This window comes from Herbidospora sp. RD11066 (genome assembly GCF_054661255.1).
Map to the genome: position 1 here is coordinate 119,783 of NZ_BAAGDO010000006.1, position 13,155 is coordinate 132,937.

Annotated in this window: 11 protein-coding genes; 4 read left to right on the forward strand and 7 right to left on the reverse strand. The window is 70.0% G+C overall.

Going from position 1 to position 13,155, the window contains the following annotated elements; translation table 11 throughout:
* Window positions 1-101: 101 nt before the first annotated feature.
* From ACYQ78_RS23440 to ACYQ78_RS23455, 4 genes are all read right to left on the reverse strand, one after another.
* On the reverse strand, window positions 102-1,622 hold the full coding sequence (locus ACYQ78_RS23440; RefSeq protein ID WP_459803035.1) for an ATP-dependent DNA ligase: 1,521 nt from the start codon (window positions 1,620-1,622) through the stop codon (window positions 102-104).
* Between the two features lie 82 nt (window positions 1,623-1,704).
* Window positions 1,705-2,079 (reverse strand): FKBP-type peptidyl-prolyl cis-trans isomerase, encoded by a 375-nt coding sequence (locus ACYQ78_RS23445; protein WP_459803036.1) that lies wholly within the window; start codon window positions 2,077-2,079, stop codon window positions 1,705-1,707.
* 301 nt (window positions 2,080-2,380) lie between these two features.
* Window positions 2,381-3,001 carry a YflT domain-containing protein gene (locus ACYQ78_RS23450; protein WP_459803037.1) on the reverse strand — a complete coding sequence of 207 codons (621 nt, stop codon included), beginning with the start codon at window positions 2,999-3,001 and terminating at the stop codon, window positions 2,381-2,383.
* Between the two features lie 75 nt (window positions 3,002-3,076).
* The gene (locus ACYQ78_RS23455; RefSeq protein ID WP_459803038.1) at window positions 3,077-4,516 is read right to left on the reverse strand and encodes a GuaB1 family IMP dehydrogenase-related protein; all 1,440 of its coding nucleotides are present in this window, start codon (window positions 4,514-4,516) and stop codon (window positions 3,077-3,079) included.
* A gap of 65 nt (window positions 4,517-4,581) precedes the next feature.
* On the opposite strand from ACYQ78_RS23455, the gene ACYQ78_RS23460 reads away from it, so the two are divergent.
* Window positions 4,582-5,046: a GyrI-like domain-containing protein gene (locus tag ACYQ78_RS23460; RefSeq protein WP_459803039.1), complete on the forward strand. Its 465-nt coding sequence runs from the start codon at window positions 4,582-4,584 to the stop codon at window positions 5,044-5,046.
* On the opposite strand, the gene ACYQ78_RS23465 is transcribed toward ACYQ78_RS23460, so the two are convergent.
* Window positions 5,025-5,687 carry a nitroreductase family protein gene (locus tag ACYQ78_RS23465; protein ID WP_459803040.1) on the reverse strand — a complete coding sequence of 221 codons (663 nt, stop codon included), beginning with the start codon at window positions 5,685-5,687 and terminating at the stop codon, window positions 5,025-5,027. The genes ACYQ78_RS23460 and ACYQ78_RS23465 overlap by 22 nt on opposite strands.
* On the reverse strand, window positions 5,687-6,790 hold the full coding sequence (locus tag ACYQ78_RS23470) for a CaiB/BaiF CoA transferase family protein (RefSeq protein ID WP_459803377.1): 1,104 nt from the start codon (window positions 6,788-6,790) through the stop codon (window positions 5,687-5,689). Before ACYQ78_RS23470 ends, ACYQ78_RS23465 begins: the two co-directional genes overlap by 1 nt.
* 85 nt (window positions 6,791-6,875) lie before the next feature.
* Here ACYQ78_RS23470 and ACYQ78_RS23475 point away from each other — a divergent pair, with 85 nt between their 5' ends.
* The 3 genes from ACYQ78_RS23475 (at window position 6,876) to ACYQ78_RS23485 (ending at window position 10,612) form a co-directional block, all read left to right on the forward strand.
* Complete coding sequence (locus ACYQ78_RS23475) at window positions 6,876-7,859, forward strand: 2-hydroxyacid dehydrogenase (RefSeq protein WP_459803041.1); 984 nt, start codon at window positions 6,876-6,878, stop codon at window positions 7,857-7,859.
* Window positions 7,860-7,995: 136 nt separating this feature from the next.
* A complete protein-coding gene (locus ACYQ78_RS23480) occupies window positions 7,996-9,345 on the forward strand; it encodes an FAD-binding oxidoreductase (RefSeq protein WP_459803042.1) in 1,350 nt (449 codons plus the stop codon).
* A gap of 7 nt (window positions 9,346-9,352) precedes the next feature.
* Complete coding sequence (locus ACYQ78_RS23485) at window positions 9,353-10,612, forward strand: class I SAM-dependent methyltransferase (RefSeq protein WP_459803043.1); 1,260 nt, start codon at window positions 9,353-9,355, stop codon at window positions 10,610-10,612.
* Window positions 10,613-10,670: 58 nt separating this feature from the next.
* Here ACYQ78_RS23485 and ACYQ78_RS23490 read toward each other — a convergent pair whose 3' ends face one another.
* The gene (locus ACYQ78_RS23490; protein ID WP_459803044.1) at window positions 10,671-13,136 is read right to left on the reverse strand and encodes a PQQ-dependent sugar dehydrogenase; all 2,466 of its coding nucleotides are present in this window, start codon (window positions 13,134-13,136) and stop codon (window positions 10,671-10,673) included.
* Between the last annotated feature and the right edge of the window lie 19 nt (window positions 13,137-13,155).

The following is a 13,155-nucleotide window of genomic DNA, read 5'->3' on the forward strand; positions in this document are numbered from 1 at the left end:
TGGTCAAGAGCGGTCTGCGCATGCCGAAGTTCGTGCACGCGAAGCCCGCCTGCGTGGGACCGCGCCGGACCCCCGAGACGGGTCGACCTCTAAAAGGCAGGTCAGGCCGGGGGTAGCAGGGCGCGTACCGAGGAGACGTTGTCGGCGTCTTCCGCGCGCTTGTCCGGGCGGTAGCGCAGCACCCTGGCGAAGCGCAGCGCCATGCCCCCTTCGTATCGCGTCGATCGCTGTACCCCGTCGAAGGCGATCTCCACGACCAGTTCCGGCTTGAGCGGGACCATCCACTCCGTCACAGGCCCATCGGCCAGGTCAAGGAAGCGTTCCGTCTGCCAGGCCAGCAGCTCGTCGGTCAGGCCCTTGAACGTCTTGCCGAGCATGACGAACCCGCCCGTCTCCGGGTCGTACGCCCCCAGGTGCAGGTTCGACAGCTTCCCCTCGCGCCGACCATGTCCCCACTCGGCCGCCAGCACCACCAGGTCGAGCGTGTGCCGGGGCTTGACCTTGATCCACCCGGCCCCGCGCCGCCCGGCCGCGTACACCGTCGACGGTGCCTTGACCACCACGCCCTCGTGACCGGCCCGTACCGCCTCGGCGAAGAACTCCTCGCCCTCCTCGGCGTCCGAGGTGACCAGTCGGGGGGTGATCAAGGAGGGGGGCACGGCGGCCGTCAGGGCGGCGTGGCGGTCGGCGTCGGGGAGGTCGAGCAGGTCGGCGCCGTCGACGCGCAGGGCGTCGAAGAAGAAGACGCTCAGCGGCACCTCGCGCGGGCCGACCTTGGTCGCCACGCGGGCCGAGGTCACCTGGAAGGGGAGGGGGGTGGCGTCTTCGCGCAGCGCGATGACCTCGCCGTCGAGCACGATGTCGGTCGCGGCCAGGCCCCGCACCGCCTCGACCAGTTCGGGGACCTGCTCGGTGATGTCGTCGAGGGTCCGGGTGAAGACGCGCACGTCGTCGCCCGAGCGATGGGCCTGGACACGGATGCCGTCGAGCTTCCACTCGATCGCGCCGGGGCCGCCGATCTTCTCCAGGGCGGCGGTCACCGTGGGGGCGCTGGAGGCCAGCATCGGGGCCACCGGGCGGCCGACCTCCAGGTGGAAGTCGCGCAGCGCCGTCACGCCACCCGACAGCGCGGCCGCTCCCACGGCGGGCAACCAGCCGCGGAGCATGAGCGCGCGGCGTACCTCGGCGGAAGGGACGTCGGCGGCTTTGGCGATGGCCTCGATCATGACGCCGTCGAGGGCGCCCTGGCGGAGTTCGCCCGTCAGGAGGCGGCCGAGGAAGGCCTGTTCCTGGCGGGTCGCGGCGCCGAACAGCTCGGTGATGAGGGTGCGGCGGGCGCTCTGGGAGCCGGGGCCCGACTGGGCCTTGATGCGTTCGAGGAAGGCGTCGATCTGGGTGAGGGTGGCGGTGGCGGCGAGGCGGGGTTCGGGGAGCTCCTGGAGGGAGCGCCAGCCGACGCCGATCTGGCGTTGGGGGAGGTCGCCCGACAGGTAGGCGATGGCGATCTCGGCCTCCTCCGGGCCCACCCGGGCGAGCAGTTCCGCCAGATGGCGGATCTTCGCCAGCCGGGCCGAATCGGCGGCCACGGCCGCGGAGGTCCTGGCAAGATCGATCAGCAACACACCGTAATCCTGCCGTACCGGCCCTTCCAATGCCACGGCCCGGCCGCCTTGCGGGGACCGGGCCGTGACGACCAGGCGAACGTCAGTTCACGCCGAGCAGGTCGACGACGAAGATGAGGGTCTCACCGGGCTTGATGGCGGCGCCGGCGCCCCGGTTGCCGTAGCCCAGGTGCGGCGGGATCGTGAGGCGGCGGCGTCCGCCGACCTTCATGCCGGCCACGCCCTGGTCCCAGCCGGCGATGACGCGGCCGCCGCCGAGCGGGAACTGGAAGGTGTCGCCGCGGTTCCACGACGCGTCGAACTCCTCGCCGGTCGAGAACGCGACGCCGACGTAGTGCACGCTCACGGTGTGCCCCGGCTTGGCCTCGGGTCCGTCGCCGACGGCCAGGTCGACGATCTCCAGGTCGGCGGGCGGGTTACCCTCGGGAAAGTCGATCTCGGGCTTCTCGAGTGCCACGGTGGGTCTCCTAGTTTCATTTGGCGCGCCGCTCGGAACGCCCGGACACACCGGCCGAAGCGACGCGCCGCCCCCGACCGGCCACCGACCCCTCTGCGGGCCGGACCGCAGAACTCTACCGGTCCCCCCGCACGCCCCGCCGGGCGTGTCGCCGCCTCCCCGCCACTGGCTCGCCGACCTGCGCGAACCCCCGTCTCGCGACCGCTGTGGCTCAGGTCCTGACATTTCCGGTACGAAGTCAGCAGCGCGCCCGCTGATAGTCATGTAACGAAATTTCGGGATACCGCCTCTTACCGAGAGCTCAACGGCCCTTGGTGGCCGCGTCCGATTCCTCGGCTCGGCGCTGGGCCGGGATCTCGTGTTCGGCCGTCATGCCGTCGGAGGTCGCGGGCGGGACCGTGCCCGCACTCGGGGGACGGGGGACGACGACCGTGTCCGCCGGGGCGAGGCCGCTCTGGACGATGGTCTGCGCACGCTCCCAGACGCTCGCCGTCACCAGGACGTCGTACCGCCCGGCCACGATCGAGTTGCGGCTGGTGAAGTCGCGGACGCCGCCCTGGAACATGTGGCTGGTGAAGCCGAAGGCCGCGCCCGCGACGGCGCCCCAGAGGATCGACCAGAGGACCAGGCCCACGAACGTCGTCGTGGTGGTCGTGAACAGGCCCAGGAACAGGCCGACGACGAGGCCGAAGACGCCGCCGCTGACGGCCCCGGTTAAGGCCGCGCGGCCGTTGGTCAGACGGCCGGTCACCTTCTCCTCCATGCGGAGGTCGGTGCCGACGATGGCGATCTCCTGGACCGGGAAACCGGCGTCCGAGAGCGTGTCGACGGTCTTCTGGGCGGCGGCGTAACGGTCGAAGCTGACGAGCAGGCGCCGGTCCGCCAGAGGCATGGCCGGGCCGTGCGTGGGCGTTTCGTACATCAGGGCCTTCTCCTCAGTGAGTCGGTGGAAGACCCGCCCTCTACCCGCACGGCCGGCCCAATCACGCGAACAGGGTCACCAGCTCTGGTGGAGCGGCATGCCCTCGCTGTAGCCCGACGCGCTCTGCACGCCGACGACCGCCCGCTCGTGGAACTCCTCCAGGCTGGTGGCGCCGGCGTACGTACAGGAGGATCGAAGGCCGGCCACGATGGCGTCGATCTGGTCCTCCACACCCGGGCGGGCCGGGTCGAGGTACATGCGCGAGGTGGAGATGCCCTCCTCGAACAGCGCCTTGCGGGCGCGGTCGAACGGGGTGTCCTCCGCGGTGCGGAGCTTGACCGCGCGGGCCGAGGCCATGCCGAAGTTCTCCTTGTAGCGGCGGCCGTCGGCGGCGGTACGGGTGTCTCCCGGCGACTCGTACGTCCCGGCGAACCACGAGCCGATCATCACGTTCGACGCCCCGGCGGCCAGCGCCAGCGCGACGTCACGCGGGTGGCGCACGCCGCCGTCGGCCCACACGTGGCGGCCGAGCCTGCGGGCCTCGCGGGAGCACTCGAGGACGGCGGAGAACTGCGGGCGCCCGACGCCGGTCATCATCCGGGTGGTGCACATCGCGCCCGGCCCGACGCCGACCTTGACGATGTCGGCCCCGGCCTCGACCAGGTCGCGCACGCCCTCGGCGGTCACCACGTTCCCGGCCGCGATCGGCACGCCCGGGTCCAGCGCCCGGACGGCCCGCAGCGCGGCGAGCATCTTCTCCTGGTGGCCGTGGGCGGTGTCGACGACGAGCACGTCGGCCCCCGCGTCCACCAGTTCCTTGGCCTTGGCGGCGACGTCGCCGTTGATGCCGACGGCGGCGGCGATCCGCAGGCGGCCGGAGGCGTCGACGGCGGGCTGGTAGAGGGTGGCGCGCAGCGCGTTGGTGCGGGTCATCACGCCCACGAGACGGCCCTCGCCGTCGACGACCGGGGCGAGCTTGTGGCGGCGGTCGTGCAGCAGGTCGAACGCGGTCTGCGGGTCGACTCCGGCCGTCAGCACCTGCGGCGAGGGGGTCATCACCTCGCCGAGCTGGGTGAACATATCGACGCCCTGGCAGTCGGCCTCGGTCGCCACGCCGACCGGACGGTTGTCGAGGTCGACCACGATGACCGCGCCGTGGGCCCGCTTCGACAGCAGGGTCAGCGCCTCGCCGACGGTGTCGTGGGCGGTCAGCGTGATCGGCGTGTCGTGGACGAGGTCACGGCTTTTCACCCACGAGATGACGTCGGAGACGACGTCGATCGGGATGTCCTGCGGGATGACGGTGATGCCGCCGCGCCGGGCGACGGTCTCGGCCATCCGGCGGCCGGCGACGGCGGTCATGTTGGCCACCACGATCGGGATGGTCGTGCCGGTGCCGTCGGGGGAGGACAGGTCGACGGCGAGCCGCGACCCCACGTCCGACCTCGAAGGGACCATGAAGACGTCGCTGTAGGTGAGGTCGTACGGCGGGGTCATGTCGTTGAGGAATCGCACGTCTGTCCAGACTAGTGGGGAAACATAAGATTGCGGCTGATCACCATTCGTCGAGGGGAACGATCTTGATCATTGCCGACCGGCCCGAGTTGCTCGTCGTGGGATACGCCATCCGCACCACCAACGCCGCCGAAGGCGACCCGGAGCGCGCGCTGCTGCCGGGTCTGTGGCAGCGCGCGGGTGCTCCAGGTGCCTTCGCCCACGTGCCGGGACGGGTCGACGAGAACATCTACGCCGTACTGACCGACTACGAGAGCGACCATAACGGGGCATATACCCAGATCATCGGCATGGCGGTACACACGGCGGCAAGGCTACCCGAGGGCATGGTGGCGGTCCGGGTGCCGGGGGTGCCCAGCCTTCACCTGGAGGTGCGCGGCCCGCTGCCGCAGACCCTGATCGAGGCCTGGCAGTACCTCTGGCAGCACCCCGACCAGCGGTCGTTCACGACCGACCTGGAGGTCCACCACCAGGGCGGCGTCGATCTCTACGTCGCGGCCCGGCCCAACTACTCCGAGGCCGCCGGGTAGGTCCAGAGCGGTTCGTCGTTCTCGAAGCCGACCGGTTCGCCCCACTGGTTGCGGTAGCTCACCTCGTGGACGGGCCGCCTGGGAGCCACGCCCCACCTGCCGGTGGGGTAGCCGAAGGTGACCGTACAGGCGAGTTCCCAGCCCTTGCCCTCGGGCACACCGAGGATCTTCATCGCCTCGGCGCCGTGGAACAGGCCTAACACCGTGGTCAGGGCGGTGCCGACGCCGTGGCCCCGGGCGGCGAGCTGGGCGTTCCAGACCGAGGGGTAGATCGAGCCGCCGCTGGGGTCGTTGCGGGTGAAGGCGAACAGCAGCAGCGGATATTCGGCGAAGTGGTCGGCCAGGTGCTGCGACGACTTCAGCACGTTCAGGGTCCGCTGGTCGCCGTTGGCCTCGGCGACCTCGCGCCGCTCCTTGTAGTGGCCGGAGTAGAGGCGGCCCAGGGCGTCCTGGTAGAGCGGGGCGAGCTGGTCTTTGACCGACGGGTCGTCGACCAGCAGGAACCGCCAGCCCTGGGCGTTGCCGCCGCTGGGGGCGCGCACGGCGGCGTCCATGATCCGGTGCTGCACGTTGAGGGGGATCGGGTCGGGCTTGACCCTGCGCATGGCGCGGGTCGTGTAGAGGGCCTCCAGCAGGTCCATCAGGACAGGAGTCCTTTCGCTCGCAGGTGGGTCGAGGTCTCCTCGGACAGGCCCCACGCGGTGAGGTCGTCGAGGCGGGTCGCGGGGGCGAGGTCGCTCGTTCCGGCGCCGAGCAGGCGGGGCGCGGGCGCCGCCTGGGCCATGCCGCCGATCTCGACGAAGGTGCCCCTGGCCACGTTGTGGGGGTAGTCGGGCGCCTCGGCCATCTCCAGGACGGGGGAGACGCAGGCGTCCGAGTCGGCGAAGACCGCCTCCCACTCGGCGCGGGTGCGGCTCTTGAACGCCTCGGTGAGCCGGTCGCGGAGCCCCGGGTCGTTCTGGGCGGGCGGCTCCGCCAGTTCCAATCCACGAAGGAGTTCCGCGTAGAACTGGGGTTCCAGGGCGCCGACCGCCATGAACTTTCCGTCCTTGGTCTCGTACGTGTCGTACATCGCCGCCCCGCCGTCGAGGAGGTTGGTGCCCCGGGGACCCCAGAAGCCCGACTGGGTCAGCGAGTAGAACATCGAGAACAGCAGCGCGGCCCCGTCGACCATGGCGGCGTCGACCACGCGGCCCCGGCCGGTGCGCTCGCGTTCGAGCAGGGCGAGCAGGATCCCGTACGCCAGCATCAGCCCCCCACCCGCGAAGTCGCCCAGCAGGTTGATCGGCGGCGTCGGCTTCTCACCGGCCCGGCCGAGCTGGGAGAGCACCCCGGAGATCGCGATGTAGTCGATGTCGTGCCCGGCCCGGGTCGCGAGCGGCCCGTCTTGGCCCCAGCCGGTGAGGCGGCCGTAGACCAGGCGTTCGTTCACGGCGTGGACGTCGGCGGGCCCGATCCCGAGCCGCTCGGCCACCCCCGGACGGAAGACCTCGATCACCGCGTCGGCGTGCCGGGCCAGCTCCAGGAACGCCGCCACGCCCTCGGGCGACTTCAGGTCGAGCCCGATCGAGCGTTTGCCCCGGTCCATCACGTCGCGACGAGGTTTGTCGGTCACCGCGGCGACCCGGTCGACCCGCAGCACCTCGGCGCCGTGGTCGGCCAGCATCATCCCGGCGAACGGGCCGGGGGCGAGTCCGGCCAGTTCCAGCACCTTGATTCCGGCAAGCGGGCCACTCGTCTCCATGCTCACGGAGGCCAGTAGAACAACATTCGGCAACGACCCGCAACCCGGTCGCGCCGTGTCGCGCGCGGCATGGCAGTCTGAGCGCATGACCGACTTAGGGCGTCCCTGGCGGTTGCTGGCGCTGCCGCCTCTCCCCGCCGACGCCATGCGCGGGCTCCTGTCCGGTCTGGGCGACCGGATCGATGTCGTCACCCCCGAATCCCGCGATCGGGCCGCGATGTTCGACCTCCTCCCGGAGGCCGAGATCGTCGTCGGCGACTGGAGCTCCCAGCTCGTGATGGACGCCGAGGCGGTCGCCGCGGCGCCGAGGCTGGCGTTCGTCCAGCAGCCCGCCGTCGGGATCGACGGGCACGACCTCGGCGCGCTCGCCGACGCCGGGGTCCCGCTCGCCAACACGGCGGGGGTGAACGCCATCGCGGTGGCCGAGTGGTGTGTCGCGGCGGCGTTCGCGCTGGTCCGGCGGCTCGTCCAGGGCGACGCCGACGTGCGGGCGGGCAACTGGCCGCAGCTCACCCTCCAGCCGCGCGAACTGTCGTCGTGCCGGGTCGGCCTGGTCGGGTTCGGCCCGATAGGAGCCGCCTGCGCCCGGATGTTCACGGCGATGGGGTGCGAGGTGACGTACTGGTCGCGTACCGAGAAATCGGAGACCTACGGCGCGACCTACGCAGGGCTGGACGACCTCGTGAGAACCAGCGACATCGTGGTGATCGTCGTCGCGCTGGCCGCCGAGACCCGGGGCCTGTTCGACGCCGCCCGGCTGGCGATGATGAAGCCCGGCTCGTTCCTGGTGAACGCGGCCCGGGGCGGGATCGTCGACGAGAAGGCGTTGGTCGAGGCCGATCATCTGGCCGGGGTGGCGCTCGACGTGTTCGTCACCGAGCCGCTGCCGCCCGATGATCCACTGCGGTCGAGCGACCGGTTCCTGCTCTCTCCACACGCCGCCGGAGTGACCCCGCAGTCGACCACACGGCTGATCCAGTGTGTGGTCGGGAACCTCGCGGCGGCCGTCGGGGGAGCACCCGTTATCAACGTGGTGAACGGGGTGAATCCGGTCGTAAAACGCCGCTGACCAGCTCCGGACAGTTTTCTCGGGCTTAACGTGTCGAGTCTGGTATGCGGGGGTTTCGGGGGATATGGTGCGCTTGGGAAGATCTCTATCCACGACTACACATGGGGGTGGCGTCATGCCCGAGCGCATGACCAGTATGACCACCCATAGGAGAGCGGTCGAGCAGATTCGCGACTCCTACGCGGCGATTCCCGACGGCTCGGCCCCGCGCCTGGCCAAAGCCACCACGAACCTCTTCCGCTTCCGTGAGCCGGCGAACGGCGCCAAGCTCTCGGCGCGCGATCTCGACCAGGTCATCCACGTCGACCCGGACACGATGACCGCCGAGGTCCAGGGCATGACGACGTACGAGGACCTCGTCGACGCCACCCTGCCCCACGGACTGATGCCCTTCGTGGTGCCGCAGCTCAAGACGATCACGCTGGGGGGCGCGGTCACCGGTCTCGGCATCGAGTCCACGAGCTTCAAAGACGGCCTGCCCCACGAATCCGTGGAGGAGCTGGAGATCCTCACCGGCGACGGACGCATCCTCGTCGCCCGTGCGGACAACGAGTACGCGGATCTCTTCAACGCCTTCCCGAACTCGTACGGGACCCTCGGCTACGCCCTGCGCATCAAGATCAGACTGGCCCCGGTCAAGCCCTTCGTGAAACTGACCCATCTCCGCTTCACCGACGCCGCCAAGTGCATGCTCGCCATGCAGGAGATCTGCGACCGGATGGAGCACGAGGGCGAGAAGGTCGACTTCGTCGACGGCACCTACCACTCGCCCGACGAGATGTACGTCACCATCGGCACCTTCGCCGACCGGGCGCCCTACGCCTCCGACTACACCGGCATGCGCATCTACTGGCAGTCGATGCGCAGCCGCAGCCGCGACTGGCTCACCATCCGCGACTACCTCTGGCGCTGGGACACCGACTGGTTCTGGTGCTCCCGCGCGTTCGGCGTCCAGCAGCCGCTGGTACGTTCCCTGATGCCGAAACGCTGGATGCGCTCCGACAAGTACCGCAAGCTCGTCGGGCTCGACCAGCGCTACGGCATCACCGCCCGCATCGACCGCTGGCGGGGCAACCCCCCGCAGGAGTCGGTCATCCAGGACATCGAGGTGCCCATCGATCGGGGCGCCGAGTTCCTGGACTTCTATGTCAACCACGTCGGGATGACCCCCGTGTGGATGTGCCCGCTCAGGGCGACGCGCGACTGGTCCCTCTATCCGCTGGAGACCGGCCGCCTCTACGTGAACTTCGGATTCTGGGGCATGGTGCCTCTTCCCCGGGGCCAGCGGGACGGCTACTACAACCGCGCGATCGAAGAAGCCGTCCACCAGCTCGAAGGACACAAATCCCTCTACTCGTCGTCCTACTACGAACGCGACGAGTTCTGGGCGTTCTACAACGGGGAGGCCTACTGGCCGGTCAAGCGGTCGTACGACCCCGGAGGTCGGCTGCTTGACCTGTATGAGAAGTGTGTACGGGGAAGGTGATGCACGCATGACACTCGCCGAGATCTTCGAAAAGGTCGTCGGCACGGGAGCCGGCATCGAGTTCCACGCCTACGACGGGAGCAAGGCGGGCCCGTCGATGGCCGACATCCGGCTTGAGGTCAAGTCGCCCGTCGCGGTGGCCTACCTCGCGCAGGCCCCCGGAGAGATGGGCCTGGCCAGGGCATACGTATCCGGGCACCTCGACGTGCACGGCGACATGTATGACCTGCTCGACCGGATGTGGTCGATCACGCTCCACGACCTGCCGCTGACGGAGAAGCTCGCCGCCATCCGGGCCCTCGGGCCCAAGCCGCTGCTGATGCGGGTGCCGCTGCCCCCGCAGGAGGTCAGGCAGTCGGCGATGGCACGGCTCGGCAGCCGCCACGCCAAACAGCGCGACGCCGAGGCGATCCACCACCACTACGACGTGTCCAACCGGTTCTACGAGTGGGTGCTCGGGCCGTCGATGGCGTACACCTGCGCCTGCTACCCGAACCACGACAGCACCCTGGAAGAGGCCCAGTTCGCGAAGTTCGACCTGGTCGCGAAGAAGCTCGACCTCAAGCCCGGCATGCGGCTGCTCGACGTGGGCTGCGGCTGGGGCAGCATGGTCCGCCATGCCGCCAGGGAATACGGGGTGAAGGCGCTCGGCGTGACGCTGTCCAAGCAGCAGGCCGAATGGGCGCAGAAGGCCATCGCGGAAGAAGGCCTCGGAGACCTCGCTGAAGTGCGATTCTCCGACTACCGCGACGTCTCAGAAGGCGACTTCGACGTGGTGAGCTCCATCGGCCTGACGGAGCACATCGGCGCCAACCAGCTGAAGAGCTACTTCTCCTTCCTGTACGACAAACTCAAGCCGGGCGGCCGCCTGCTCAACCACTGCATCACCCGGCCCTCCGGAAAAGATCGTTCCATCAACAAGACCGGCTTCATCAACCGCTACGTGTTCCCCGACGGGGAGCTCGAGTCGGTCGGCACGCTGATCCGCGAGATGGAAGACGTCGGCTACGAGATCCGCCACGAGGAGAACCTGCGCGAGCACTACGCGCTGACCCTCCGCGACTGGTGCAAGAACCTCGACGACCACTGGGACGAGGCCGTGGCCGAAGTCGGCCAGGGCACCGCCCGCGTCTGGCGCCTCTACATGGCCGGATGCATCGTCGGCTTCGAACGCAACAAGGTCCAGCTCCACCAGGTCCTGGGCGTCAAGCTGGGCGAAGACCAGAAGTCCCACGTCCCGCTGCGGCCGTCGACCAACTGGCCCTGACCCGTTCCGCACGAGAAGACCCCCGGGCGACGCCGCCCGGGGGTCTCTTGTTTCTCCCTTACGAGTTGAGGCTCACCTTGATGATGCGGTCGGCGCCGTCGGGCTGGCCGCCGTTGTCGTCGGTGTTGCTCGTGGTGATCCAGATCGCCTGCTCGTCGGGCACCTTCTCGACCGCGCGGAGCCGGCCGTAGGTGTTGACGTAGTGGGCGACCGGGTCGCCCGCCTCGGTGCCGGTGAGGGCGATCGCGTAGAGCCGCTTGCCGCGCAGCGCCGCCATGTAGACGACGTCGTCGACGATCGCGATCCCGCTCGGTGACGCGTCGGCCGTCGACCAGGTCTTCTTCGGGTTGGTCATGCCGGGCTCGTCACACGCGCCCTCGCACTTCGGCCAGCCGTAGTTCTTGCCCGGCTCGATCAGGTTGAGCTCGTCGGTCGAGCTCGCGCCGAGTTCGGCCGACCACAGCCGTCCGGCGGAGTCCCAGGCCAGGCCCTGCGCGTTGCGGTGGCCGAGCGAGTAGACCCGCGAGTCGTTCGGGTTGCCCGGGGCCGCGGCGCCGGTCTTGTCGATCCGCAGGATCTTGCCGTTCAGCGAGTTCGGGTCCTGCGACAGGCTGGTCTCCTGGGCGTCGCCGGTGGAGACGTACAGGAAGCCGTCGGGGCCGAACTTCAGGCGGCCGCCGTTGTGGTACTTGCTCTTCTTGATCCCGGTCAGGATCGGGGTGTACGCCGACAGGGTCGTCCCGTCGTACTCCATCTTCGCGACGCGGTTGCCGTCGGAGGCGGAGTGCATGAAGAAGACGTCCTTGTCGGTGGTGCCGTTCCACCCGGGGGAGAAGGCCGCGCCCATCAGGCCGCCCTCACCACCGGTTCCCATCGATTCCGGTACGGCTCCCGCCTCGGCCTTGGCGCCGTCCTTGTTCACCCGGAAGACCTTGAAACTGTCCCGCTCGGTGACCAGCGCGAACTCCACGCCGGGCGCCCAGGTGACGTCCCAGGGGACGGTCCACTGCTGCGAGACGACGGTGGGAGCACCGGGCGCGCCGGGCGTGGTGGGGGTCGGAGTCGGGCTGGGCTCGGCGGTGGGCGTCTCCGAGACGGTCGGCTCGGTGGTGGGCGTCTCGGAGACGGTGGGCTCGGCGGTGGGCGTTTCCGAGACGGTCGGCTCGACGGTGGGGTCGACAGTCGGCTCCACTGTCGGGGTCGCCGGGGGCGTCTCGACCGGCGGAGTGGTGCAGGTGGGGGTGGGGGTGGGTTCCACGGTCGGGCTGAACGACGGCGTCGGCGTCTCGGAGACGGTCGGCGTCTCGCTCGGGGTCTCGCTCGGCGTGGGGGTGGGCTCGGGTGTGGTCCCGGCGGTCGGGGTGACCGTGACGGTCACCGTGACGACCGGCTCGGGCTCCGGCGTGGTCAGGGTCTCGGCCGTCGGGGTCTCCGAAGGGAGGACCGGGCACGGCGGCGGCGGGGTGCAGGTAGGAGTCGGCTCGGGCGTGACCGTCAGGCTCGGCGTCGGTTCCGGAGTGCCGGGACCGCTCGACGGGGTCGGTGTGGGAACGGGCGTCGACGGAACCTCGGAAGGCGTCGGCGTCGTGTCCTCCGGGAACCCGGGCACCGGTTCGGTGAGCGGGATGACCTCCAGGTCGCACGGCGGCGGCGGTGAGCAGGTCACGGTCGGCGTCGGCTCGGGAACGGGCGGGACGCTCTCGCTCGGCGTCGGCAGCGGGCCCGGCGTCTCCTCGGTCTGCGTCTGCGCCGCGACGTCCGGCAGCGTGGACGGCGTCTCCGAAGGGGTCTCGGAAGGTGTGTCCGACGGCGGTACCGAGGGCGGGACCGACGGGGTCGGTTCCGGGGTCCAGGTCGGGCACGGGTCCGGGATCACGCAGCCGACGTCGGGCGGGGTCGGCGCCGAGTCCGGCGGGGTCTCGCCGTAGGCCAGTGCCGGGCTGACGCACGGCGTCGGCGTCGGCTCGGCCGTGGGTTCCTCCGTGGGCGTCGGCTCCGCGCTCGGCGCCGGGGTCTCGGGTGGCGTGGTCAGCGGGAACAGGCTGACACTGTCGAGATGCGGGTTGCCCCGCCGCGTGGTGGCCACGACCTTGACCGACGACTCGCCCTCGGGCAGGTCGGCCCTGAACGTGAGGGTGCGCCAGAAACGCGAACCCGGGAACCGCACGTCTTCGGCCACGACCTCGTCGTTGACGACCAGATCGGCGCGGAGCGTGCGGGTGGACTGGTAGCGGATGTGGATCCGGTTGGGGCCGGCACCAAGAGGGGTGACCGTCCATTCGACGAAGTTGCCGCGCCGGTCGGCGCCGTTCACGTAACCACGCCCGGTGAAACCCCGGAGGCGTTTCTGGACGACGCCACGGGATATTACGGCCGTCTCGGCTTCGTACCGAATCCCCTTCACGTAAGGTGTCGTGCGTTTTTCTGGAGTGCTCGTGCTGGCCGTGGACACGGGCACCATCACCGATCCGGTGATGAGTGCGCCGGTCACGAGCAGCAATAACGAACCGGTGAGCGCGCGCATGGAGTTGTCTCTCCCCGAC

Bases quoted from the DNA above. Each gene is read 5' to 3' on its own strand.
- ACYQ78_RS23490 (WP_459803044.1), bottom strand. From the start codon at position 13,136: ATGCGCGCGCTCACCGGTTCGTTATTGCTGCTCGTGACCGGCGCACTC.
- ACYQ78_RS23470 (WP_459803377.1), bottom strand. From the start codon at position 6,790: ATGGAGACGAGTGGCCCGCTTGCCGGAATCAAGGTGCTGGAACTGGCC.
- ACYQ78_RS23480 (WP_459803042.1), top strand. From the start codon at position 7,996: ATGACCACCCATAGGAGAGCGGTCGAGCAGATTCGCGACTCCTACGCG.
- ACYQ78_RS23450 (WP_459803037.1), bottom strand. From the start codon at position 3,001: ATGTACGAAACGCCCACGCACGGCCCGGCCATGCCTCTGGCGGACCGG.
- ACYQ78_RS23465 (WP_459803040.1), bottom strand. From the start codon at position 5,687: ATGGACCTGCTGGAGGCCCTCTACACGACCCGCGCCATGCGCAGGGTC.
- ACYQ78_RS23485 (WP_459803043.1), top strand. From the start codon at position 9,353: ATGACACTCGCCGAGATCTTCGAAAAGGTCGTCGGCACGGGAGCCGGC.
- ACYQ78_RS23475 (WP_459803041.1), top strand. From the start codon at position 6,876: ATGACCGACTTAGGGCGTCCCTGGCGGTTGCTGGCGCTGCCGCCTCTC.